Origin of the sequence: Serratia sp. SSNIH1 (assembly GCF_002935055.1) — a bacterium.
GTDB classification, from domain to species: Bacteria; Pseudomonadota; Gammaproteobacteria; order Enterobacterales; family Enterobacteriaceae; genus Serratia; species Serratia nevei.
Genome location: NZ_CP026383.1, coordinates 3,053,066 through 3,075,944 on the forward strand (window position 1 = coordinate 3,053,066; position 22,879 = coordinate 3,075,944).

The window sequence follows — 22,879 nt, forward strand, 5'->3', positions numbered from 1 at the left end:
GCAGTTTGGAGGCCTTCTCCGGGTTGCTCGGCCCGGAGAAAGGCTTCTCATAACCCTTTATACCTGTGCCACCAACACATTGACGTTGGCCGGGAAAATCAGCCCTTCCAACGCGTTGCCGCTGTCGGAGGTCACCAGATAATCGACTTCGGGCCATTTGGCCACCAACGTCATCGCATGTCCGCGCAGCTTGTTTTCGTCCGCCAGCACGATGCATTTGCGGCTCTGCGCAATCATTTTGCGCGCGATGGCCGCTTCATTGACGTTCTGATCCATTACGCCGGTCTGCACGTTGACCGCGCCGGCGCCGATGATGGCGTAATCGGCGAAAAACGCCTCGATATTATTCAACGCGATTGCACCCAGGCACGCCATTTTGGAGTCGATGAACTGCCCGCCGATCAGCACCACATCAATGGAGTCATTTTCCAGACAGACATTGGCGATCAACGGCGAGTTGGTGATGACCGTCAACTGATCGATCGTCGCCAACTGCCGGGCGAACTCCAACGTGGTGGAGCCGAAATCCACGAACACCGTATCGCCCGGCTGAAGCAGCGTCACCGCTTTCTCCGCGATAGCGCGCTTCTCGGCCTCGGCGATTTTGGCCCGCTCGTTGAATTCATGCTCGAATTTGAACTGGCTGCTGACCGCGCCGCCGTGGATCTTCTTGATCAGCCGATAATCTTCCAGCTTGTTGAGATCGCGCCGAATGGTTTCCTGCGAAACCTGGAATTTATCCGCCAGCTCATTCACGTAAACCCGGCCGTTGGCCTGGATCAGCGCCAGTATTTCATTGCGCCTATCCACGGAATTAGAGATATCCATTCACATTACACTCGCTGCCTTAAGTAAGAGTGACTGCTTGCGCCGAGACTCGCGGCGTCAACTGACGGAATACTACGGGTTTCAGGGCGTTAGACGCAAGCCGTTGCCATCGTTCACCCGGCGGATTCGATGCTGATGTGCAGCGCGTCACGCTCGCCGTCGGCCGGCAAAGCGATGTTGCGCAGCAGGATGCGCCGTTCCGGCAGGCAGCGATGCGTTTTGCGATACAGCACTTCCTCGCCCAGCCGCACCACCACCGAACCGGACACCGCCCGTTCCACCCGCATATTGATCGTGACCCGGGTGGGTTTGCCGATCAGCGCCACGTTGGCAGGGGCGGTCAGGCGGATCCGCTCGTCGTGTCGCACCGGGAGAATTTGCCGCGCCGGCGGCAGCGTGCGCTGTAGAGAACGGGCAACGGCTTCGCCAACGCGCAGCCCTTCCTGATAACACTGGTCGCCCATGTCCGCCGGATGCAGCATGTTGCCGACGGCGAAATAGGCGGCATCGGAACAGCGGCCGAACTGATCGGTCAGCGGGCAGCCGCTGTCCGGCCGCTGCGCCAGGTGGCTCTGGCGGATCAGCGTATACTCCCCGGTGAAGCGGCCGGTGAAGATCAGGCTGTCGCAGGCGATGCGCTGTTTCTCCCCGCGGCGGTTTTGGACCTCGATAGATTCGACCCGATCGCGGCCGGCAATATCGGTCACCCGCGAAGAGTAATGGATCGGCACCCCCATCAGGCGCGCATAGAGCGCGCTCAGACGCCAGGCGACGGGTCTGTCGCCGTTTTCAATCATGGCGACGGCGCGCACGCCGGCGTTGCGCAGCGTCCACAGCGCGGAGAAACTGACCAGCTCGGTGCCGACCACCACCGGCGTCTTGCCCGGCTGCAGCCCGCGCAGATAGACGAACTGCTGCAGCGCGCCGGCGGTCAGTACGCCCTGCGGCCGCAGGCCGCTCACCAGGCGCGGATGGCGCGGCGTCTCTCGCACGCCGGTCGCCAGAATCACCCGCTGCGCTTTCAAGGTGTTGACGCCGCGGCGATCCGTGATGGTCAGCTCACCGTCCGGCTTGATGGCGAGCACCGTCACGCCGGTGCGGATTTCCACCTGCCCGGCGCGCACCAGTATCTTATCGACATAGGTGGAGCCGAGCATCGGCCGGTAAAACGTTTGCAGCCCGAAGGTGGGATGCCGACAGTGTCTCGGCACGCCGCCCGCTTGCTGCTCCCGTTCCAGGAGCACCACATCCTCGATCCCCGCCTGCCGCAGCGCGGTCGCCGCTGCGATCCCGGCCGGCCCGGCGCCGACAATCGCCACCTGATACTCAGTTTTCATCAATGCTCCCTACGGCCAGCGTCTGGCCAAAACGATCGCCTACCATTTCCGCCACCCGGCTGCTGCAATAAAAACCGTTACAGCGCCCCATCATCACGCGCGTGCGGCGCCGCAGCCCGCCGATGCACTCCGGTGGCACGGCGGAATCGAACACTGCCTCGATTTCCCGCTGGGTCACCAGTTCGCAATGGCAAACGATGCCGCCGTTGTCCGGGCGCGCGTAATCGCGCAGCGCGTAGTCGGCGAGCATCGGCATCTGCGGCCAATGCACCGTCTGCGGCGCCGTCGGCGTGAAGCACGGCGTAAAATGGTCGCGGTAAAGCTGCTCCACGTATTGCGCGATGCCGAGCGCCGCCGTCAGGCCGGTGGAGCGAATGCCCGCCACGCAGATCCACTGCCGATCGGGATAGGGCTGAATGCGGTAGTGTTTCTGTTCGGTCGCGGGCCGCAATCCGGCATAGCTGGCGGTCACGCTGTAATTTGCCAGCGTGGGCAGCAGCCGGGAGCCCTGCTCGATCAGCTCGCGCATTTTGGTTTCGTCCACCGTCGCCGTTTCGCGATCCTGCTGTTCTTCGGCGGTCGGCCCCAGCAACAGATTGCCGAAGATGGTTTTCGACAGCAGCACCCCTTTGGTGATCGCCGTCGGTACCGGCAAGATGATGGCGTTGACCTGCCCGGCGGCGGCCTTGTCGAACACCAGGAACTGCCCTTTGCGCGGGCGAATTTCAAACTCGGGCTGATGGCAGAAACTTTCTACCCGGTCGCCCTGATTGCCGGCGCAGTTGATGACGATCTTGCCGTGAAACTCGCCCCGGTTGCTGGTTAGCCGCCAGCCGGTCGGCACGCGTTCGGCGCCGGTCACCTCGGTATTGAAGCGATAGTCGCCGCCGTGTTTGACGCCCTGCGTCAGGTAAGCCAGCGGCGTGCTCCAGGGATCGATCACGCTCTCTCCCGGCACCTCTACCGCCGCCAACGCGCCGGGCGCCAGCTGCGGCTCACGGCGATACAGCTCGGCGGCGTCGATCTGCGTCACGTCAAGCACACCGTTGTCGTGCGCCTGCTGCACGATCGCGGGCAGCGCGGCCAACTGCTGCTCGTCCCAGGCCACGACCAGCGCGCCGGTGGGCAGCAGCGGCAGATTCATTCGTTCGCGGATGGCGATAAATTCCCGGTAGCCGGCCTGCATGCAACGCAGCTCCAGGCTGCCGCTGGGCGCATCGAAGCCGGTATGCAGCAGCGCGCTGTTGGCTTTGCTGGCGCCGGACAGGATATCGCCCCCCTTTTCCAACAGCAGCGTTCGGGCGCCCATCAGGCAGAATTGGCGGAATACCGCACACCCGACCACACCGCCGCCAATCACGACAATGTCCCAATCCGTTTGTTCTTCCATCATGCTGATGTCCCGTTTTGATGTGATAACCACAATAAAACCACACAACAACCGCATTTTAAATGGCAAAAACAACACAACTCCCAAAAAAAAGCCGCAGAACGCGATGATAAGCAAAAAGTATGAGGTCGATCACGCGGGGTTATTTTATCTTGTGATTTATGTTGCTTTAATGTGTGAAATTGAAGATAGATTATTAAAACAGTCACACAACCAACACCAGGCGCAATAAAAAAACAAAACCTATAAGAGAGCGAAGCAATGATGAATCAACGTTATGCCGCGATTGATCAGGGAACCACCGGCACCCGGGTCGTGGTGTTCGGCGAAGACGGCAGGCACCATTCGCCGGCCAGCATGCCGCACAAGCAGATCACCCCCAATCCGGGCTGGGTGGAACACGACGCCCTGGAGATTCTGGCGAATATCCGCCGCTGTCTCAGCCAGTGCGACATGGTGGACGCCATCGGTTTAGGGCATCAGGGCGAAAGCCTGTTGGCCTGGGACGCCGACAGCGGCCTGCCGCTGTACAACGCCATCGTTTGGCAAGATCAGCGCACCGAGCCGGAGATCCAGCGCCTGAAACGCGAAGGCGTCGAGCCGCTGGTGATGGCGAAAACCGGCCTGCCGCTCGATACCTACTTCTCCGCCAGCAAAATGGGCTGGCTGATGAACAACGCGCCGGGGGCCAGGCAGCTGGCGCAACGCGGCCGCCTGCGGCTCGGCACCATGGACGCCTTCTTCCTGTTCCACCTGTGCGGCCGGCATCTCACCGACTATAACTCCGCCTCGCGCACCTCGTTGTTCAACATTCATACCCTGCAGTGGGACGAGGAGCTGTGCCGTTTGTTCGGCGTGCCGATCGACAGCCTGCCCGAGGTCAGAGACAACATCGGCCACTTCGGCGACGTCGCGCTCAACGGCAAACCGGTGCCGCTGATGGCCTGCATCGTCGACCAGTTTGCCGGCACCTACGGCCACGGCTGCCATCAACCGGGGCAGATGAAAATCACCTTCGGTACCGGCGCCTTTTTACAGGCGATCACCGGGCCGCGCCCGATCGACGCCGGCGAGTCCGGCCTGTTGCCCACGCTGTGCTGGAAGCTGCCCGGCAGCGAGCCGGTGTATGGCCTGGACGGCGGCGTTTATAACGCGGCCTCCGCCATTAACTGGGCGAGAAAGATAGGCCTGTTCAACGACTTCGATGAATTCGGCGATTTCCCGGCCCAACCTGCCATCGCGCGCGGCCTGGCCTTTGTACCGGCGCTCTCCGGGCTGGCCTGCCCGTATTGGGATCGCTCCGCCGCCGGGGTATGGGCCGGCCTGTCGCTGGAAACCGAACGCAAGGATCTGCTGCAGTCGATCCTCGAAGGCATCGCCATGCGTTCCGCCGAGGTGATCAACGCCATGGATAAGTTGAAACCGATCGGCGACAGCATTTCGGTGGACGGCGGTCTGTCCGCCAACCGCTATTTCACGCAGTTCCTCGCCAACCTGATCCAAAAGCGCATCGTTACGCCCGCCAACAAAGAGATCACCGCTCAGGGCGTGGCGCAGTTGGCGCGCAAAGGGCTGGGCGTGGAACCGCCGCTCAAGGTGCTCAACCGCTATGAAGTGACGGAGCCCGCCGAGGTCGATATGGCGGTCTGGTTCGCCCGCTATCAGGAAATCATCGCCCGCTCGCGCGGCTTACGTTCATCGCAGGAGGAACACCATGGCTGAGTTCGGTAATTTCATCATTTATATCATCATGGCCGGCACCCTGATCGGTGCGCTGGCGTCGATCGTGAAACCGGAAGGTGAACTGGGGCGCGAGTTCGTCAACGGCATTCACGCCATCGGCCCGGTGTTTCTCGCCCAGGCAGGCATTATGGCGGCGATCCCGATCATCTCTTACCTGATCATGTACAGCATCGGCCCCTTCTTCTCGGCGCTCGGCTCCGACGCTTCGATCGCCGCGCTGGCGGTGATCGCCGTGGACATGGGCGGCTATCAGCTGGCCGACGCCATCGCCGCCAACCGCGACATGTGGATCGTCGCCATGCTGGTGGGTTACACCTCCGGCGCCAGCATCGTGTACCTGATCCCCGTCGGGCTTATCATGCTGAACCGCGACGACCATAAATATCTGGCGCTGGGCGCGATGGCGGGCCTGATCAGCATTCCGTTCGCCGTGCTGATCGCCCTGGTGACCATCACCTTCAACAACCTGCCGGTCAGGGAGATCATTTCCACCACCTCGCCCGCCGCGCACTATCTGCAGCTGGACTTCCTGCAGGCGCTGCGGCTGCTGTCGCCGCTGTTTGCCCTGTGTTTCCTGCTGGCGCTGGGCCTGAAGTTGCGGCCGGCGGCCATGGTGAAGGGGTTCCTGATCTTCGGCAAGGCGGCGGACGCCTTTATCAAGCTGGTGTTGGCGCTGTGCATCATCGAGCATTTCACCGGCGTGTTTAAAAAGGTGTTCGGCGGCTGGGTATTCGATCCGTTATTCGCCGACAAAGACGAATTATTCCGCGCTATCGAGATTGCCGGTTACATCGGCATTATGTTGGCGGGCACATTCCCCATTTGTTATTTGTTCCAGCGCTATTGCCGCAAGCCGATGCATTTCATCGGCAGAAAACTCGGCCTGTCGGATACCGGTGCCCTGGGCTTTATTATGGTGCTGGCCAATATCATCGCGGTTTATCACCTGTTCAAAGGCATGCGGGCGCGCGATAAGGTGCTGTGCGTCGCCTTCGGCATCTGTGCGCAAGCCACATTGGGCGATCACCTGGCGTTTACCGCCAACTTCCAACCTTCGCTGGTGCTGCCGATCATGATGGGCAAATTCCTCGGCGGCATGATTGCCGTGCTAATCGCCATCAAGATCTCGGTGCCGGAAGCCGAATTGCTGGAAAAAGAACAGACGCAAAGGCAGTCGACGGCCATCGCCACCGCCGCTCGCTGAATTTTCCCTAAGCCATAAAAAATAAACGGGGCGCCGCCTCACGGGGAAGCTGCGCCCTTTTTTCGCCCCGGATATCAATTATTGAGAGAGCAAACGGTAATGAGAAAGATATTTTTGGCCTGCCCCTACAGCCACACCGACGCCAACGTCGTGCAGCAACGCTTTATCGCCTGCAACGAGGTCGCCGCCGCTATCGTGCGCGCCGGCAGCGCCGTTTTTAGCCAGGTCAGCATGTCGCATCCGATCAACCTGTGTTTGCAAGAGCTCGACAAAACCGCCATCGGCAAGTTGTGGGCGCCGATCGACGCCCTGTTCATGGCGGCGATGGATGAGTTGATCGTGCTCGACTTGCCGGGTTGGCAAGAGAGCAGCGGCATCAAGCGCGAGATGGACTCTTTCGCCGCGCGCGGCTGCCGCGTCAGCCTGTGGTCCGAGGTTGCGGGCGAGTTCAATTGAGGCCTGCGCCCCGCCGCTTAGCGCGACGGGGCAGCAGCTTATTTTCCGTTGGCCAATTCGCCGTACACCACCTGACCGCGGAAACCGCGCCGCACCTGCTGGAACAGCTCGCGGAACGCCGGGTAATCCTGCGCCTGGCACAGCGCTTCCTTGCCGCGAATGGCGTTCACCTGCAGCTGATGATTGACGATCACCTGTTGCCCGTCGCGTCGCCACGCTACGCGATAGTCGCCCGCCGCATTGCGGAACTGTCTGTCTTGCGGAATGGCGATGATCGGCACGTTAGCCGGCAGCTGCAGACGGTAGGTTTCGTCGTAGCGCTGTGCGCTGCAGTAGAACGGCGTTTCGTTGCTCGGCGCCGCCGTGGTGGTATACAGCGTGCGGAACGATTTGCCGCCGGGCGGATTCGGCAGCGTCATGCCGCCCACTACGCCGAAATCGACGTAGTCGTCCGCCTTGAAGCGGAAGCGGTAACCGAACTGTTTTTTGAGATCCAGCGGATCGCTGTTCATCGCCACCTCGCCGCTGCCGTCGATGCCGGAGGCGGACATGATCGACGCTTCGGCCTGCGCCCGGTTCTGCCGGTTGATCTGCGAGAAGTAGCCCCGCAGGTCAATCTCTTCCACTTCGCTCAGCCGACGCTCGGTTTGCCCGTGCAGATTGCCCGCTTTGTCGAACACGAAATCGACGCTCAGCGCGCTCTTGACCGGCTGCTCGTCACTGCCCGGCGTACGCGCCAGTTTGGCGTCGCGCGTCAGCAGCACCGGCGCCCCCAGGTCGCCTTCCGGCAGTTGCCCGAACCGCGCCCACGGATTGGTGGAATCCAGGTACAGTTTGAACTCCGGCACGTAGGTGATGGCGTGGTTAAAGCGGCTGAGCAGCGGCACCTTAGGCAGTATCGGGCCTTCGTCCATGCCGATCAGCACCGGCGAGCTTGCAATGCCTTTGGCAGCGAGCAGCGCCTCCAGGATCACCACGTGGTCCTTACAGTCGCCGTAGTGGTTGTCGAGAATGCTCTGCGCCGAATTCGGCTCCAGCCCACCGTTGCCAAGATACACCGCCACGTAGCGAATGTTTTGCGCCACCCAGCGATAGAGGGCCTCCGCCTGCTCGCGCCGATCGCTGATGCCGGCGGTGATGTTGTCCGCCAGCGCCTGGATGCCCGGCGTCACCTGCGCCGCCGCGCCGGCCTTCAGCTGGTAGGCCTTGGCCAACTGCGGCCACTCGCGGTAGGTGCTGGCCATGATGGTCGGGCTGAAGGTCCAGCTGTCCGCCGCCCAGTTTTGTGATTTCATCGGCGCGCTGCGCGAATAATGCCAGCGCCAGTGCGCCTGCCCGTCGCGGATCTGCGGCTGGTCCCCGCCTTCCACGCCGCGCGTGAAGATATGCATCGGCAGCTTGGCCGGTGCCTGCAGCGTCACTTCGGCGTCGTCGAACTGATCGAAAACGCTGAACGTCTCCCACAGGCCGAAATAGTCGGGGAAATACGGGGTGTTTTGCGTGCGGCGCAGCTCATACACCACGCGCGATCCCGGCGCCAGGTTGGAGAACACGATGACGCGCACTTTGCGGTCTGCATACAGCGGCGCCGTGGCGCTGGAGTAGCTTTCCTGGGTATAGATGCGATCGGGCGCCACGTCGTGGCGCTGGCCGTCGGTGGTCAGCGTGTAGGCGGCGACCACCTCCAGCGTTTCCATTTTTTCGCTGTAGCTCAGGCGGATCTGGCTGAATTTCTCGACCGCCGCCTTGGTCTTCAGCAACACTTCGTAGCTTTCCGTCTTCACGTTGGTGGCGTTGGCGTTGACGCGGTAATCCGCGCGATAGCGTACGAAGCTGAAATCATTGTTGGCCGTGTCGTTCTGGCCCTGATCCGCCGCGGCGGGCGGTGCAACGGCTAACACGGTGGCCGGGTGCGTTGCCGTCAAACCGGCGAATAACAGCAGTGAAGGAATAGCGATTTTCATCTTCGGTCCTTGAAGGGCAATAAACGGCGATGCCGGGCTACGCGCCCGTCCCGGCGTCAAAACAGGCGGGCACACTAATATAATTGAGAATCATTTTCAATAAACGGACCTTCAACGCCGGGGCTAGCCCTGTTCGATCAGCATTACGGCGGTGGTCTCCGGTTCCAGCGCCTCGAAAACGTGCTCGCGATCGGCGGAGTAGCTGATGTAATCGCCGGCGCTCAGCTCCAGCGGCTGGTCCGCCGGCCCGAGGCGTGCTCGCCCGCTGCTGATAATCACATGCTCGACGGTGCCGGGGGGATGCGGCCGGGAAAGTTTGGCTTCGCCGGGCTGCACCCGCAGCCGGTAAATGTCGCGCTGCGCCCCCGGTGGGCAGGTGGCCAGCAGCGTGGCGGCGTAGTTGCCCTGCTCCGACAGCGCCGGCGTGCCTTCATGGGCGCGGATCACTTGCACCTGCCTGCTCGGCTGTGAAATCAGCCGGCTGACCGGCACGTCCAGCGCCATCGCCAGCGCCCACAGCGTTTCCAGGCTGGGATTGCCGCTGCCGGCTTCCAGCTGCGACAGCGTGGATTTGGCGATGCCCGCACGCTTCGCCAGTTCGGTCACCGACAGGTTCAACCGCTCCCGCTCGCGGCGGATTGCCGCCGACAGCAGGCCGATAGGCGTGATGTTCTGCATCCGATCGTCACTCATTGTTCGCTATACCATCCATTTGTTCGACTTGACGAACACTCGTGTTCATGTTCATCATAATGTTCGATTGTTCATTTTAATGATTAAGCCGCTTCACCACAAGTACGGCCAGGCAACGAAGGAAACAACATGAAAACGAAAACGCGCGGTGCAGTGCAAATGATCCTCGCCATGACCATCTCCGGCACCGTGGGGTGGCCGGTGCTCGTTTTGGGGCAGCCGCCTGCGACGGTGGTGTTTTGGCGCTGCGCGTTCGGCGCGCTGGCCATGCTGGCGACCTGCACCGCACTCGGTCAGTTGAAACAGGGCGCGATCAACCGCCGCCAGCTGGCCTTCGCCATTCTGGGAGGGATCGCCCTGGTGCTCAATTGGACGCTGCTGTTTGCCGCCTATAAGCATGCTTCGATCGCTGTCGCTACCGTCACCTACCACGTTCAGCCGTTCATGTTGGTGGCGCTGGGGGCGCTGCTGTTCGGCGAAAAACTGACGGCTGATCGGCTGGGCTGGCTTCTACTGGCGTTCGCGGGGATGGTGTTGATCGTCGCCGGCCGGCAAAACGGCGGCAGCGGCGATGGCTACCTGCTTGGCGTGGCGCTGGCGCTGGGCGCAGCCCTGATGTACGCCATTGCGGCGGCGATCGTCAAACAACTGGCCGCGCTGCCGCCGCAGCTGATCGTGTTGATTCAGCTGACCGTCGGCACGTTGGCGCTGGCGCCGTTCGCCGGCCTGGCTACGCCGCCTGCGGCCCCCATAGACTGGCTGCTGCTGGCAACCCTCGGCCTGGTGCATACCGGTTTGATGTCCACGCTGCTGTATGGCGCCATTCAGAAGATCCCCACTGCCCTGGTCGGCGCCCTGTCGTTCATCTACCCGGCGGTGGCGATCGTGGTGGACTGGGCGGTGTTCGGCCACCGCCTCAGCCTGCTGCAGCTGCTGGGCTCGCTGGCGATCCTGGGCGCCGCGGCGGGCATGATGTTTTATAAACGCCATTCAATCTCAGCAGCAGCCGAGCCTGCCGTCGTGAGACAGAAAAATAAGTGAGCATAAACGAATGCCAAAGTCTTTTTTGTCTAACCTTATTATCGATGCCGCCACTCAGCCTATTTAATCCATTCTAATTATTAAGCATGAAAATAATTAGAATATTTACCTTGCGTGTGGAGAAAATATCAATATGAGCAATACCGGTGAGACATTAATCAATGCCATCGTCAGCAATAATTATCTGATGGCAATAAATAATTGCCCTGGCGTCCCCGCCCAAATGAGCCGGGCCGTTTATGGCAAAACGCAGGACGATAGCGGGGCCGGAACCGCGATCGAAAATAACCGTGACATGCAAAAGAATATCAATATCGCGCTGGGGTTCTCTGGGGCGAACTCGGAAACCGCCGTTTGGCATTTCATGATTGGCCCGCCCGTCCACCATTTTGTGGTGATCCCCTGGTACCAGCATACGGCGCCGCACGGACGGGTCTACACCGTATTTATGGCCTACGAGAACCGGTATTCGGTTGGTGGCTATGTTCAGCATACGCCGCCGGCGCCTTCTGCGGTGAAAGGCTACCGTACCGTCTGGAGCGTGACCGACCTGGCGCAGATGTTTAGCGATTTGTTGACCAGTGCCACGGCGTGGCAAACCTATTTCGGTGCGGTGGGCGCAGCGCAGGCCAATAAAATAACCTATTGGAAATATAAGGTAACGTCTTTAGATTCCGCCGTGGCCAACGTCAATAAATACCGCTAATCCCATCCGGCGGGCAAGCTATGCACAATAAGGCATTCGTCTTGCGCCCGGCGCGGTGCTATTTATTTAAACCGTGTAGGGTAGAAGGAGTGTTCTATGTGGCATCACCGCCTGCAACGGCGCATCCGTTTCAGCTACTGGAACGAACTGTGCGTCGCAGAAAAATAAGGGAAGGCGCAAGCCTTCCCTTTTGTCATTCACCGTTCAGATCAGAAACGGTCGGTTTTTACCACGTCGTCGAACGGCAGTTTGCCGATGCGCGGATAAGGTTGCCCCGCCGCCTTACCGATGGCGACCATCAGCGCGATCTGATAGTGCGCCGGTTTGTTGATGATTTCGCCCACGGCGTCGAAATCAAACCCGTCCATCGGGCAAGAGTCGTAGCCCTGCGCCTTGGCCGCCAGCATCAGCGTCTGGGCGAAGATGCCGCTGCTGCGCATCACTTCGTCGCGCTGCACCTGCGGCTTACCGCGATAATACTGATCGACGGCCGGGATCATGAACTGCTGTACCGGCTCTGCCGCCTCGGCCCAAACGTTTTTTACCTGTGACTCCCAGCTCGACAGATCGCCGCACAGCACGACCAGCATCGATGCGTCGGTCACCTGCGCCTGCCCCCACGCCGCCTCGCGAATTTTCTCGCGCTGGGCGCGATCTTCGATCAGCAGCGGGCGCCAGTGCTGCAGGTTAAAAGCGCTGGGTGCGCCCTGCAGCGCGATAGTCAGCAACGCTTTTTTCTCTTCGAGCGTCATCACGTGCTGCGTATCGAACTGCTTGGTGGCGCGGCGCTGGCGGATTGCATCTAACGTATTCATTTTACTGCCTCTGTCCATGTGAAAGGCCCTATTGTCGCCAACGCGGCGTGCCTGTCCAGCCCCCGACTGCTATTTCTGCGCGGTTTCGGCGCGCAGGCGGCCGACCTGCGCCGCCAGATCGGGCCACGGCGCCTGACCGGCGTAGTGCTGCCGCAGGTAGTTGAGCAGGATCGCGATCTGCGCGTCATCCAGGTTATGGCGGAAGCCCGGCATATAGCCCAGCTCGGCGTTCGCCGGCCGCTGTATGCCATCCAGCACCACGCGAATGGCGTTGTCCGGCGCCTCGGCAAACAGGTTGGTGTTCAGCGCCAGAGACGGCCGCACTCCTGCCATCTGCGCGCCTTTTTCCTGCGCGTGGCAAGCCATGCAGGCGCCGGAAAACAGCCGCGCGCCTTGCGAGCTCAGGGGCTCCACCTGCCGTTCCGCCTGAGCGTTCAACGCGGCCGCCGTCGCGCCCACCGCCGTTTCAGGATGATAGCTGCGCAGATAGACGGCGATTGCCTGCAGATCGGCCTGCGGCAAGCGGGACAACCCTTCTTCGATCACCGGCGCCATCGGGCCGGCGGCCACGCCGTGGTTGGCTGAGTAGCCGGTACGCATGAAATCGACCAGATCCTGCTGCGTCCAATCGAGTGGCGCAGGCGAGCGGCCGGTCAACGCCGGCGCCGTCCAGCCTTCCGCCACGCCGCCGGCCAGGTGGTCGCTACCGGTTTTTTCGCCGAACAGCACGTTGCGCGGCGAGTGGCAGGCGCTGCAGTGCCCCAGCCCTTCGGCCAGATAAGCGCCGCGGTTCCAGGCGGCGCTTTGGGCCGGGTCTTCCTGCATCGCGCCCGGCGTCAGGAACAGCAGGTTCCAGGCGAAGATGCCCTGGCGGATATTGAACGGAAAGTGCAGATCGGTGGCCGGCGGCCGGGAGTTGACCGGCGGCTGCGACATCAGGTAGGCGTACAGCGCCTGCAGATCGTCGTCGCGGGTGCGGGTAAAGGCGGTATAGGGAAACGCCGGGTAAAGGTAGCGGCCCTGGCGATCGACGCCGGGCCGTCTTGCCAGTTCGCCTGTCGTTTCAGGGCTTCAATCAAGGCCACCGCACGCGGATCGTTCAGGTAGCGCAAACGAAACGCGATCGGATCCTCGCCGGCGCGCCAGGCCAGCTCGTCGATCCAGGACTCATGGGCGAACACGTTGGGCAGCGCCGAAACGCCGCGCATCCACGAAGCCCGCACGATCGGCGCGGCGTCCTGGCAGATCACCCGCATGTGCGGATACTCGTATTGCGGTATAGATAAGCCCGGTTTTATGATTGCTAACCGTGATTATTGGCGTTCGCCAACGCGGCCTCGGCGCCGTCGACCAACAGCCGGAGGCCGGCTTCGAACAGCGCGTCTGCCCCCTTGTCCTGCAGCTTTTCCCAGCCTCCACACAGCAGCGGGTAGCGCCGGCGATCGGCTTCGTTCAGCGCATCGTCGGGCTGCATTTGCTGCTCTTCCAGCACCCAACCCACCACGAAACGCCCGACGGCGAACAGTAGATTAACGGCGTGTTCCGGCGTAAAGCCCGCCCGGCACAGCAGCGCCACCTTAGCCTCGATAATGGCGAATTGCGGTTCCTGCGGCCGGGTGCCGGCGTGCAGGCGCGCCCCGTCGCGGTAAGCCAGCAACGCGCGGCGGAAATTGATCGCATTGGCGTGCCAGGGGATGTCGGCGGGCACCTCTTCGCGGTGGTCCAACATGATGGTTTCCGCCATCGCCTTCAGCAGCTCGGCCTTGTTTTTGAAGTGCCAATAGAGCGTGGGGGATTGCACGCCCAGATGCTGCGCCAGGCGACGGGTGCTCAGGGCGTCGATGCCGATGTCATCCAGTAACGCCAGCGCCCCGCGCAGGACGGTTTCACGCGTTAAACGCGCCGTAGTATTTTTTTTGCTCATCTCTCTATCACTGATAGGGTAACTATGGAATACTCCATACTCTATCACTGTTAGAGTCACAATTTTGAAAAAACCCATGCTGGTTATTTTGTTGACGGTGTTGCTGGATGCGGTGGGCATCGGTCTGATCATGCCTATTCTGCCGGCGCTGTTGCGCTCGCTGGGCGGTCTCGATGCCGGCAGCGTGCATTACGGCGCCCTGCTGGCGGCCTATGCGTTGATGCAATTTCTGTTTTCGCCGATCCTCGGCGCGCTGAGCGATCGTTTCGGGCGGCGGCCGGTGCTGTTGATTTCGCTCGCCGGCGCGGCGGCCGACTACCTGCTGATGGCGTTCGCGCCGACGCTGGCCTGGCTCTATCTGGGGCGGTTGCTGGCGGGCATCACCGGCGCCAACATGGCGGTCGCCACCGCTTACGTCACCGATATTACCCCCGCCGGCCAGCGCGCGCGGCGTTTCGGCCTGGTGGGCGCGGTGTTCGGCGTCGGCTTTATCGTCGGGCCGCTGCTCGGCGGATCGCTGGGCGAATGGCATCTGCATGCGCCCTTCCTGGCGGCGGCGATGATGAATACCCTCAACCTGGTGATGGCGTTTTTCCTGCTGCCCGAATCGCGTAAATCCCGCCCCCGCGCCGCCGAGAAAATTCGCCTTAATCCCTTCTCGTCATTGCGCCGGCTGCACGGCAAGCCTGGCCTGCTGCCGCTGGCCGGCATTTATCTGGTTATGGCGCTGGTTTCGCAGGCGCCGGCCACGCTGTGGATTTTATACGGTCAGGATCGTTTCGGCTGGAGCATGATGGTGGCGGGCCTGTCGCTGGCCGGCTACGGCACCTGCCACGCGCTGTCGCAGGCCTTTGCCATCGGCCCGCTGGTCGCGCGGCTTGGCGAGCGCAAGGCGCTGCTGATCGGCCTGGCCGCCGACGCCGTGGGCCTGGCGCTGTTGTCTGTCGCCACGCGCGGCTGGGTGCCGTTCGCCCTGCTGCCGTTCTTCGCTGCGGGCGGCATGGCGTTGCCCGCGCTGCAGGCGCTGATGGCGCACAAGGTGGACGACGATCATCAGGGCGAGCTGCAAGGGACGCTCGCCAGCATGGGCAGCCTGATCGGCGTCGCGGGGCCGCTGGTGGCGACAGCGCTGTATGCCGCCACGCGCGATGTCTGGCCCGGCCTGGTGTGGGCGTTGGCCGCCGCCCTGTACCTGGTGGTGCCGCCGCTGCTGGCACGCTCACGCGCCAGGGATGCGGCGCCATAACTTTGCCGTTCTTTCACTTTAGAAAGCAGAAACCGGCATTTTGCCGCCGGAGTAAGCTGACCTATGCTAACCCGGTGTGATGAAACGCGTTTTCATGGCATGTCTTCCGGAACGTTTTGCTTTATTTGTTCGTCGTGAACCCTGGGCCGCGCCTGACTGGTGCGGCTTTTCTTTTTGCCCGGCAGTGCCAGCAGCGGTGAATTTTGCTATGTTAACCCGCAGATAAGCTTCCCGTTTTCAGCCGCCGGACCGACTCATGTTTACCCATAAAGCAATCGCCGAGCTCAACGCCCTGGAGCTGATGGTTTATACCTACGTCAGCAAACACAAGAATCAAGTGATGTACATGACCATCCGCGAGCTGGCCGAGGCCGCCGGCGTGTCCACCACCACCGTGCTGCGGTTTTGCAAGAAAATGGGCTGTGACGGCTATTCGGAATTTCGCATCCGTTTCAAGCTGTACCTGGAACAAACCGATGCGCCGCCGGCCGATTCCGGCATCGGCGAAATCCTCAGTTTTTTTAAAAGCGTCAGCAACGAAGAGTTTAATCAGCTGATCGATCAGGCGGTGCACCATATCGCCGCCGCCGAGCGGATTATTTTCGTCGGTATCAGCACCTCAGGCGCGTTGGGGAAATATGGCGCGCGTTTCTTTTCCAACGTTGGGAAATTCAGCACCCACATCGACGATCCTTATTATCCCGTCAACAGCGACATGTATAAAAACGCGGTGGCGATCATGCTGTCGGTCACCGGCGAAACCGAAGAGATCCTGCGGCTGGCCAGCCAGTTCAGCCTGCACCACTGCAAGATCATCAGCATCACCAACAACGAAACCTCTTCGCTGGCGCGGCTGGCGGACTTCAACCTCTCCTACCACGTTCCGCAGCATTTGATCGGCGGGCATCACAATATCACCACGCAGATCCCCGTACTTTACATTATTGAAACCATCGGTAAACGGCTCGGGCATATTAATTCGGCAAAATAAAACAGGCTGTTTTTTTATTGTGACAAATCACTTTCCACGGTGATTTGTTATATCGTGACATTTCTTTCGGTCTTGCTACTCTATTCCCAACGCAGCGTTATTACCCTTCATTAAATAAACCGATGAGACATTGACGATGAAACAGTTGCCGAAGGATTTTCTGTGGGGGGGCGCGGTCGCCGCGCACCAGGTTGAAGGCGGTTGGGATCGGGGCGGCAAAGGGCCCAGCATCGCCGACGTGCTGTCCGGCGGCTCGCACGGCGTGGATCGCGTGATGACCGACGGCGTGCTCGACGGCTATCGCTACCCTAACCACGAAGCGGTGGATTTCTACGGCCGCTATAAGCAGGACGTGGCGCTGTTCGCCGAGATGGGCTTCAAATGCTTCCGCACCTCGATCGCCTGGACGCGCATCTTCCCGAACGGCGACGAAGCGACGCCGAACGAGGCCGGCCTGCAGTTTTACGACGATCTGTTCGACGAACTGCTGAAATACGGCATCCAGCCGGTGATCACCCTGTCCCACTTCGAAATGCCTTACCATCTGGTGAAGGCCTACGGCGGCTGGAAAAATCGCCGGGTGGTGGAGTTCTTCGTGCGCTTCAGCGAGGTGGTGATGCGCCGCTACCGCGAAAAAGTGAAGTACTGGATGACCTTCAACGAGATCAATAACCAGAGCAACTACCGCTATCCGCTGTTCGGCTACTGCTGCTCCGGCGTGGACTACACCCAGGAAGACAATCCGGAACAGGCGCTGTACCAGGTGCTGCACCACCAGTTCGTCGCCAGCGCGCAGGTGGTCAAACTCGGCCATCAGATCAACCCGGAATTCAAGATCGGCTGCATGCTGGCCTGCGTGCCGTTCTACCCGTATTCCTGCAAGCCGGACGACGTGATGTACGCCGTCGAGGCGATGCACCAACGCTATCTGTATACCGACGTGCAGATGCGCGGCTACTACCCAAGCTACCTGCTGCGCGATTGGGAACGCAAAGGGCTGAAGATCGAGATGCAGCCGCAGGACGCGCAGATCCTGCGCGAGGGCTGCACCGACTACATCGGCTTCAGCTATTACATGAGCAACGCCCTGCAGGCTAACGCGGTGGACGGCAGTGACGGCATGTTCGGCTTCCCGGGCAACGTGCCTAACCCGCACGTCAAAGCCTCCGACTGGGGCTGGCAGATCGATCCGGTCGGGCTGCGCTATTCGCTGAACGTGCTGTATGAACGCTACCAGAAGCCGCTGTTTATCGTGGAGAACGGCTTCGGTGCCTTCGACAAGGTGGAAGCGGACGGCCGGATCAACGATGACTATCGCATCGACTATCTGCGCGCCCATATCGAAGAGATGAAGAAAGCGGTGATTGAAGACGGCGTAGACCTGATCGGCTATACGCCGTGGGGCTGCATCGACTGCGTATCGTTCACCACCGGCGAGTACAGCAAACGCTACGGCTTCATCTACGTCGACAAGCATGACGACGGCACCGGCACGCTCGAGCGTTCACGCAAGAAGAGCTTCGACTGGTACCGCCGGGTGATCGCCAGCAACGGCGAACAGCTGTAACCGCACGGCAGGCAATCAGGGGCGATTTTCGCCCCTTTTTACTGCGCCTTATTCCGCCGCCTGCCCGGCGGCGAGATACTTCGCCATTTCCGCCGGCGGCACCATGCCGCCACCGGTCGCCCATACCAGGTGCGTCGCCTGCGCCAGACTCTCGGCGTTGATGCCTTGCTCGCTGAGCGCCTTCGCATGGGCTGCAACGCGCCACGGCCCGGCCATGCCGGCCAGCGCGGACGGCTCCAGCTGAAGATGCTCGTGCTTGTCCAACAGCCCGAGCAGCGCAAACATCTCTTCATCGCTCAGGGTGTAAAACGCGCTCAGCAGGCGCTCCATCGCCCGGCCGACAAAGCCGGAGGCGCGCCCCACCGCCAGCCCGTCCGCCGCGGTGCGGTTGTCGATGCCGAGATCTTGCACCGCAATGCCGTCATGCAGCCCGCTGTAGACGCCGAGCAGCATGCAGGGCGAATGGGTCGGTTCGGCGAAAATACAGTGAACGTGATCGCCGAACGCCAGCTTGAGGCCAAACGCCACGCCGCCCGGCCCGCCGCCGACGCCGCACGGCAGATACACGAACAGCGGGTGCTGCGCGTCCACCACGATGCCCTGCTCGGCGAACTGCCGCTTCAGGCGGCCGCCGGCCACCGCGTAGCCGAGGAACAGAGTTTGCGAGTTTTCATCGTCGATAAAGAAACAACGCGGATCGTTCGCCGCCTGCTTGCGCCCCTGCTCGACCGCCACGCCGTAATCTTCGGCGTACTCCACCACCGTGACGCCGTTTTCGCGCAGCTTTTGCTTCTTCCACGCCCGCGCATCCGCCGACATGTGCACGCTGACGTCAAACCCCAGCCGGGCGCTGATGATGCCGATGGATAATCCCAGATTGCCGGTCGATCCGACGGCGATGCGGTACTGGCTGAAGAACTGACGAAACTCGTCGGAAAACAGCCGGGTATAGTCGTCGCCGGTCTGCAGCAGCCCCGCCTCCAGCGCCAGCGTTTCCGCGTGCGTCAGCACCTCGTAGATGCCGCCGCGCGCCTTGATTGAGCCGGAGATCGGCAGATGGCTGTCCTTTTTCAGCAGCAGCTTCCCGCCAAGTTGCAGCCCATAGCGCCGATCCAACGCCTGCTGCATGGCGGGGATCGCCACCAGCTCGGATTCGATGATCCCCCCAGTGGGCTGGGTTTCGGGAAAGGCCGCGGCGAGATAAGGCGCGAAGCGCGCCAGGCGCTGCTCCGCTGCGGCGACGTCGGCGGCGGTCAGGCCGACATGGGGCAAGCCTGCGGCCAGCGTTGTCGCACGCGGATTGAACCAGGTGATAGGCTCGAGGGCGACCATTCGTTGCAGCAGCGGATGCTGCGCAACCCACGGTTGAATCTGTGATTTTTGCATAAATGTCCCTGACTGATTTGGCGTTGCCGTCACCATGCCGTGAACGCCGGCGGCTGACAAATGATAAATACTGAACTTGAGGTGCAGCAGATTGATGCAAGCGCGGCGCTAGCCGGCCGCGACGCCAAACAGCATGCCGACGCCGGAGGAAACCGCCATCGCCAGGGCGCTCCAGATCAGGATACGCGCCACGCCCGGCAAGATCGGCGCACCGCCGGTTTTCGCAGCGATGCCGCCGAGAATGCCGAGGGAAATCAGCGCCGATGCCACCAGCGCCGGACGTGTCCAGGCAACCGGCACCCACAGCGCCACCAGCAGCGGCAACAGCGCGCCGAGAGAGAAACTGAGGGCCGATGCCAACGCGGCTTGCAGCGGCCGGGCGCGCGTGGCGGCGGAAATGCCCAGTTCGTCGCGCGCGTGGGCCTCCAGCGCATCATGCGCCATCAGCTTTTCCGCTACCTGCCGGGCCAGCGCCGGATCCAGCCCGCGATGCACGTAGATAGACGTCAGTTCGCGGAACTCACCCGGATAGTCTTCGAGCAGCTCCGCCTGTTCCTCGGCCAGCGCGGCCTTTTCGGTGTCCGCCTGCGACGACACCGACACGTACTCGCCGGTGGCCATCGACATCGCGCCCGCCACCCACCCGGCGACGCCGGCGATCATCAGCGCGGAATGCGAGGCGCTGGCCGCCGCCACGCCCAGCAGCAGGCTGGCCGTTGAGACGATGCCGTCGTTGGCGCCGAGCACCGCCGCCCGCAGCCAGCCGATGCGTTCAATACTGTGCCGCTCTCGATGCATTCTTTCTCTCCCTCGTTCTCTTTCCGCTAGCCCCGCGCCGCCGCTTCCAGGCCGGCGATGTCGATTCTGCCCATCAGCAGCATCGCTTCCGTGACCCGTCGCACGCGCGCGGCGTCGGGGTCGTTCATCAACTCGGTCAGGCGCCGCGGCACGATCTGCCAGCACAACCCCCAGCGATCGCGCAGCCAGCCGCACTGTTCCGCTTCGCCGCCCTCGCTCAACGCATCCCACAGCCGGTCAACCTCCGCCTGATCGTCGCATTCCACCATCACGGAAAAGCTGTGATTGAACGGATCCAACGGCCCGGCCTCGATCGCCGCATAGCGCTGGTCGCCCAAGGTGAAGGAGGCCAGCTTCACGCTGCCGGCCGGGCCGCTCGGCGTATCCGCCGGCAGAACGGAAAACCAGTTCACGGACGAACCGGGGATCAGCGCGACGTAGCAATTCAGCGCCGCCTCCATGTCTTTTTCAAACCACAGATGTTGCGTAATTCTGGCCATCGGCGCCTCCTTCAGGCATCGAGGATCGTCGCGAACCCGCCAAAGATCATGCGTTTGCCGTCAAACGGCATTTCACCCAGCGCCTTCATGCGCGGATCGTTCATCATTTTCTGGTTGGCGGCGTCGCGCACCGCCTTGGAGGGGTACTCTATCCAGCTGAACACCACCACTTCGCCCTCCTGCGCCTTCACCGCGCCGCGAAAGTCGGTGAGTTTGCCGTCGGGCACGTCATCGCCCCAACACTCCACGATGCGCGTGGCGCCAAACTCTTTGAACAACGGCGCTGCAGCGGCCGCCAGCCGGTGATAAGCCTCCTTGTTGGCGGCCGGCACCGCCACCACAAACCCGTCTACGTATTTCATCCTGGTATCCTCTTGTCTGATTAAGGACAGTCGGTTCAGTACGGGCGGACGTTGCCCGTGCCCCTACCAGTTTAGACGGCGGGCGCGCGGCCCGGATCGGAAGTTCAGCGGCCCGGATCGTTCGGCGGGTAAGATTCCGGCGTGGCGACCCGGTTACGGCCGGCATTTTTCGCTTTGTATACCGCCAGATCCGCCAGTTTGAGCAGGTCGGCCAGGCTATGGCCGGAACCGCCCGGGCAGGTCACCATGCCGATGCTGACGGTGATCTGCAGCGGATGGCCGGCCGGCATGGTGATCGATTCCGCCTCAATGCGTTGCCGCAGCCGTTCGGCCAGCTGCAACCCCTGCTGCGGCTGGCCGAGCGTCGAGACGATGGCAAACTCTTCGCCGCCCATGCGGCCGAACAGATCGTTGACGTTCAGATCGGCGGCGATCGCACGGGTAAACGCCATCAGTGCCTGATCGCCACCGGCGTGGCCGAAACGGTCATTGATCGATTTGAAATAGTCGATGTCGAGCATCATGACGCACACCAGCTCGCCTTTCTGATCGATCACCCGCTCGCCGCGCTGCATAAACGCATTGCGCGTCAGCACGTGGGTCAACGCATCGTGATTCGCCACGTGCTCCAGCGTGCGCAACAACGCGTTGCGCGCATAGTTCATGCTGGCGACGGCGATCGGCCCCAGCGCCAGCAGCGCGATGCCCAGGCGCATGGATACCGCGTTCTGCAGCACCTTCATGTCGAGCGTGGTGCTAAGCAACCCGAAATCGATCGCCAGATGGCACCACAGCACGTAAACCAGCACCGCGATCATGGTGCTGAACAGCGAAAAGGACATCGCCAGCCACAGCAGCACCGGCATCGGGAAGATCACCGCGCCGGGGCCGCCGATCAGCACGCTGCAGACCGCCGCCAGCGCCAGCAGCGCCAACACCGCCAGTTTCCCCCCCGCCTGCGGCCATTGGCTGCGCTGTATCAACATGGCGCAGGCCGCGCGCAGGCGATGTCGCCAATCGGCGGGAAACACCAGAATGAACGGCATCAGCGTGACGTAGTTGGTGAATTCAGATGAGAACCACAGCGCCAGCGAGGTCAAATAGGGCCTGCCGAACAGCCACTGCGAGGCAGCGGCCCCCACCAAGCCGGTAGCGGCGGCGGCGGCCAGGCAGATACCGAACAGATACATGCTGGACGCACCGCGTTGCAACATGCGCGCCGGCGGCGACAGCCGCATGAACAGCAGATAGCCCACCACCACGCCGGCCAGATTGGCGGCGTTCAGCAGCAGCGCTTTCTCCAACGCGCTGCCGGTCAACAGATCCGCCGCCAGGTAGCCCAGCACCGCCATTCCCCAGCCGGCGCGCGTCGCCCACTGCGGGCGGCGCACCAAAACGGCCAGCAGCACGGCGTTAGCCGGCCAGAATAGCGCCAGAAAGCTGCCGGGACGGCTCACGATGCCCAGCAGACACAGAGTGAACACCAGTAAAAAAATAATGAGCGCGGGCCAGATTTTCCGGGTATCGGACAACGAGGTGGTTTGCATCTTGGATCCAGAGACTTCCGCTAGCGTAAGGTGACAGTCTTTGCGTGTCACAACCGTCGACGATGAGGAGAAGATAAACGGCCGACCCGCCTATTATTGCCAGTTTTGCCGGCCTGGACACCTGTTTATTCATCAAGGAAAAATATATTTGTGTATCAATATATTGACGATACTCACCCATCTGGCGCAGAAACTGCCAAGGCATCCCGACCGTCTTGATCATTATGGTCAACTCGTCGGATTTTTACCGCTAAAACCACCGTCTTTTTCTTTGATGACAAAATAAAATCGGGCAATGCGCGGATCTCTCCTTTGTCCTCTATCCAAGTCAATTAAATAATAATTATAATGATAATCGTTATTATTTATAATTCACCATGG

General features: G+C 61.6%; 20 protein-coding genes and 2 pseudogenes. 8 read left to right on the forward strand and 14 right to left on the reverse strand.

Going from position 1 to position 22,879, the window contains the following annotated elements:
- Positions 1 to 57 precede the first annotated feature (57 nt).
- The 3 genes from C3F38_RS14780 to C3F38_RS14790 all read right to left on the reverse strand — a co-directional run bounded on the left by C3F38_RS14780 (position 58) and on the right by C3F38_RS14790 (position 3,558).
- On the reverse strand, positions 58 to 828 hold the full coding sequence (locus C3F38_RS14780) for a DeoR/GlpR family DNA-binding transcription regulator (RefSeq protein WP_048233999.1): 771 nt from the start codon (positions 826 to 828) through the stop codon (positions 58 to 60).
- A gap of 113 nt (positions 829 to 941) precedes the next feature.
- Entirely contained in the window at positions 942 to 2,165 is a 1,224-nt protein-coding gene (locus C3F38_RS14785; protein WP_055317257.1) for an FAD-dependent oxidoreductase, read from the reverse strand.
- Entirely contained in the window at positions 2,155 to 3,558 is a 1,404-nt protein-coding gene (locus C3F38_RS14790) for an NAD(P)/FAD-dependent oxidoreductase (protein WP_048234005.1), read from the reverse strand. Before C3F38_RS14790 ends, C3F38_RS14785 begins: the two co-directional genes overlap by 11 nt.
- Positions 3,559 to 3,816: 258 nt before the next feature.
- Here C3F38_RS14790 and C3F38_RS14795 point away from each other — a divergent pair, with 258 nt between their 5' ends.
- The 3 genes from C3F38_RS14795 to C3F38_RS14805 all read left to right on the forward strand — a co-directional run bounded on the left by C3F38_RS14795 (position 3,817) and on the right by C3F38_RS14805 (position 6,958).
- On the forward strand, positions 3,817 to 5,277 hold the full coding sequence (locus C3F38_RS14795) for a glycerol kinase (RefSeq protein ID WP_055317256.1): 1,461 nt from the start codon (positions 3,817 to 3,819) through the stop codon (positions 5,275 to 5,277).
- On the forward strand, positions 5,270 to 6,502 hold the full coding sequence (eutH, locus tag C3F38_RS14800; RefSeq protein WP_055317255.1) for an ethanolamine utilization protein EutH: 1,233 nt from the start codon (positions 5,270 to 5,272) through the stop codon (positions 6,500 to 6,502). Before C3F38_RS14795 ends, eutH begins: the two co-directional genes overlap by 8 nt.
- Positions 6,503 to 6,601: 99 nt before the next feature.
- On the forward strand, positions 6,602 to 6,958 hold the full coding sequence (locus C3F38_RS14805) for a DUF1937 family protein (protein WP_055317254.1): 357 nt from the start codon (positions 6,602 to 6,604) through the stop codon (positions 6,956 to 6,958).
- A 38-nt stretch (positions 6,959 to 6,996) separates the two neighbouring features.
- Here C3F38_RS14805 and C3F38_RS14810 read toward each other — a convergent pair whose 3' ends face one another.
- Together C3F38_RS14810 and C3F38_RS14815 are read right to left on the reverse strand one after the other, a co-directional pair.
- A complete protein-coding gene (locus tag C3F38_RS14810; protein WP_055317253.1) occupies positions 6,997 to 8,922 on the reverse strand; it encodes a DUF3857 domain-containing protein in 1,926 nt (641 codons plus the stop codon).
- 123 nt (positions 8,923 to 9,045) lie between these two features.
- On the reverse strand, positions 9,046 to 9,615 hold the full coding sequence (locus C3F38_RS14815) for a helix-turn-helix domain-containing protein (protein ID WP_047730677.1): 570 nt from the start codon (positions 9,613 to 9,615) through the stop codon (positions 9,046 to 9,048).
- A 129-nt stretch (positions 9,616 to 9,744) separates the two neighbouring features.
- Between C3F38_RS14815 and C3F38_RS14820 the strand changes: the two genes are divergently transcribed.
- Both C3F38_RS14820 and C3F38_RS14825 read left to right on the forward strand, forming a co-directional pair.
- Positions 9,745 to 10,656 carry a DMT family transporter gene (locus tag C3F38_RS14820; RefSeq protein ID WP_055317252.1) on the forward strand — a complete coding sequence of 304 codons (912 nt, stop codon included), beginning with the start codon at positions 9,745 to 9,747 and terminating at the stop codon, positions 10,654 to 10,656.
- Between the two features lie 133 nt (positions 10,657 to 10,789).
- Entirely contained in the window at positions 10,790 to 11,362 is a 573-nt protein-coding gene (locus C3F38_RS14825; protein WP_055317251.1) for a hypothetical protein, read from the forward strand.
- Positions 11,363 to 11,571: 209 nt separating this feature from the next.
- Here C3F38_RS14825 and C3F38_RS14830 read toward each other — a convergent pair whose 3' ends face one another.
- From C3F38_RS14830 to C3F38_RS14845, 4 genes and pseudogenes are all read right to left on the reverse strand, one after another.
- Entirely contained in the window at positions 11,572 to 12,177 is a 606-nt protein-coding gene (locus tag C3F38_RS14830) for a nitroreductase family protein (RefSeq protein ID WP_038871554.1), read from the reverse strand.
- 69 nt (positions 12,178 to 12,246) lie between these two features.
- Positions 12,247 to 13,230 (reverse strand): annotated as a pseudogene (locus C3F38_RS14835) (cytochrome c); the annotation flags it as partial.
- Positions 13,191 to 13,460 (reverse strand): annotated as a pseudogene (locus C3F38_RS14840) (xanthine dehydrogenase family protein molybdopterin-binding subunit); the annotation flags it as partial. The pseudogenes C3F38_RS14835 and C3F38_RS14840, both read right to left, overlap by 40 nt.
- A 20-nt stretch (positions 13,461 to 13,480) precedes the next feature.
- On the reverse strand, positions 13,481 to 14,101 hold the full coding sequence (locus tag C3F38_RS14845; RefSeq protein ID WP_103767485.1) for a TetR/AcrR family transcriptional regulator C-terminal domain-containing protein: 621 nt from the start codon (positions 14,099 to 14,101) through the stop codon (positions 13,481 to 13,483).
- A gap of 64 nt (positions 14,102 to 14,165) precedes the next feature.
- Here C3F38_RS14845 and tet(41) point away from each other — a divergent pair, with 64 nt between their 5' ends.
- The 3 genes from tet(41) to C3F38_RS14860 all read left to right on the forward strand — a co-directional run bounded on the left by tet(41) (position 14,166) and on the right by C3F38_RS14860 (position 17,905).
- Entirely contained in the window at positions 14,166 to 15,347 is a 1,182-nt protein-coding gene (tet(41), locus tag C3F38_RS14850) for a tetracycline efflux MFS transporter Tet(41) (protein WP_065425903.1), read from the forward strand.
- A 256-nt stretch (positions 15,348 to 15,603) separates the two neighbouring features.
- A complete protein-coding gene (locus C3F38_RS14855) occupies positions 15,604 to 16,338 on the forward strand; it encodes a MurR/RpiR family transcriptional regulator (RefSeq protein ID WP_047730675.1) in 735 nt (244 codons plus the stop codon).
- Between the two features lie 130 nt (positions 16,339 to 16,468).
- Positions 16,469 to 17,905, forward strand: a complete 1,437-nt coding sequence (locus C3F38_RS14860) for a 6-phospho-beta-glucosidase (RefSeq protein WP_094966299.1) — start codon at positions 16,469 to 16,471, stop codon at positions 17,903 to 17,905.
- 48 nt (positions 17,906 to 17,953) lie between these two features.
- Here C3F38_RS14860 and C3F38_RS14865 read toward each other — a convergent pair whose 3' ends face one another.
- The 5 genes from C3F38_RS14865 to C3F38_RS14885 all read right to left on the reverse strand — a co-directional run bounded on the left by C3F38_RS14865 (position 17,954) and on the right by C3F38_RS14885 (position 22,498).
- A complete protein-coding gene (locus C3F38_RS14865; protein ID WP_055317249.1) occupies positions 17,954 to 19,291 on the reverse strand; it encodes a D-serine ammonia-lyase in 1,338 nt (445 codons plus the stop codon).
- A gap of 108 nt (positions 19,292 to 19,399) precedes the next feature.
- The gene (locus C3F38_RS14870; RefSeq protein WP_038871544.1) at positions 19,400 to 20,089 is read right to left on the reverse strand and encodes a VIT family protein; all 690 of its coding nucleotides are present in this window, start codon (positions 20,087 to 20,089) and stop codon (positions 19,400 to 19,402) included.
- 26 nt (positions 20,090 to 20,115) lie between these two features.
- Positions 20,116 to 20,589: a VOC family protein gene (locus C3F38_RS14875; protein WP_038871542.1), complete on the reverse strand. Its 474-nt coding sequence runs from the start codon at positions 20,587 to 20,589 to the stop codon at positions 20,116 to 20,118.
- Positions 20,590 to 20,600: 11 nt separating this feature from the next.
- The gene (locus tag C3F38_RS14880) at positions 20,601 to 20,951 is read right to left on the reverse strand and encodes a DUF1428 domain-containing protein (RefSeq protein WP_055317248.1); all 351 of its coding nucleotides are present in this window, start codon (positions 20,949 to 20,951) and stop codon (positions 20,601 to 20,603) included.
- Between the two features lie 104 nt (positions 20,952 to 21,055).
- Positions 21,056 to 22,498: a diguanylate cyclase gene (locus C3F38_RS14885; RefSeq protein ID WP_047730670.1), complete on the reverse strand. Its 1,443-nt coding sequence runs from the start codon at positions 22,496 to 22,498 to the stop codon at positions 21,056 to 21,058.
- Positions 22,499 to 22,879: the final 381 nt, after the last annotated feature.

Bases quoted from the DNA above. Each gene is read 5' to 3' on its own strand.
- C3F38_RS14780 (WP_048233999.1), bottom strand. From the start codon at position 828: ATGGATATCTCTAATTCCGTGGATAGGCGCAATGAAATACTGGCGCTG.
- C3F38_RS14785 (WP_055317257.1), bottom strand. From the start codon at position 2,165: ATGAAAACTGAGTATCAGGTGGCGATTGTCGGCGCCGGGCCGGCCGGG.
- C3F38_RS14790 (WP_048234005.1), bottom strand. From the start codon at position 3,558: ATGATGGAAGAACAAACGGATTGGGACATTGTCGTGATTGGCGGCGGT.
- C3F38_RS14795 (WP_055317256.1), top strand. From the start codon at position 3,817: ATGATGAATCAACGTTATGCCGCGATTGATCAGGGAACCACCGGCACC.
- eutH (WP_055317255.1), top strand. From the start codon at position 5,270: ATGGCTGAGTTCGGTAATTTCATCATTTATATCATCATGGCCGGCACC.
- C3F38_RS14805 (WP_055317254.1), top strand. From the start codon at position 6,602: ATGAGAAAGATATTTTTGGCCTGCCCCTACAGCCACACCGACGCCAAC.
- C3F38_RS14810 (WP_055317253.1), bottom strand. From the start codon at position 8,922: ATGAAAATCGCTATTCCTTCACTGCTGTTATTCGCCGGTTTGACGGCA.
- C3F38_RS14815 (WP_047730677.1), bottom strand. From the start codon at position 9,615: ATGAGTGACGATCGGATGCAGAACATCACGCCTATCGGCCTGCTGTCG.
- C3F38_RS14820 (WP_055317252.1), top strand. From the start codon at position 9,745: ATGAAAACGAAAACGCGCGGTGCAGTGCAAATGATCCTCGCCATGACC.
- C3F38_RS14825 (WP_055317251.1), top strand. From the start codon at position 10,790: ATGAGCAATACCGGTGAGACATTAATCAATGCCATCGTCAGCAATAAT.
- C3F38_RS14830 (WP_038871554.1), bottom strand. From the start codon at position 12,177: ATGAATACGTTAGATGCAATCCGCCAGCGCCGCGCCACCAAGCAGTTC.
- C3F38_RS14845 (WP_103767485.1), bottom strand. From the start codon at position 14,101: ATGAGCAAAAAAAATACTACGGCGCGTTTAACGCGTGAAACCGTCCTG.
- C3F38_RS14855 (WP_047730675.1), top strand. From the start codon at position 15,604: ATGTTTACCCATAAAGCAATCGCCGAGCTCAACGCCCTGGAGCTGATG.
- C3F38_RS14865 (WP_055317249.1), bottom strand. From the start codon at position 19,291: ATGCAAAAATCACAGATTCAACCGTGGGTTGCGCAGCATCCGCTGCTG.
- C3F38_RS14870 (WP_038871544.1), bottom strand. From the start codon at position 20,089: ATGCATCGAGAGCGGCACAGTATTGAACGCATCGGCTGGCTGCGGGCG.
- C3F38_RS14875 (WP_038871542.1), bottom strand. From the start codon at position 20,589: ATGGCCAGAATTACGCAACATCTGTGGTTTGAAAAAGACATGGAGGCG.
- C3F38_RS14880 (WP_055317248.1), bottom strand. From the start codon at position 20,951: ATGAAATACGTAGACGGGTTTGTGGTGGCGGTGCCGGCCGCCAACAAG.
- C3F38_RS14885 (WP_047730670.1), bottom strand. From the start codon at position 22,498: ATGCAAACCACCTCGTTGTCCGATACCCGGAAAATCTGGCCCGCGCTC.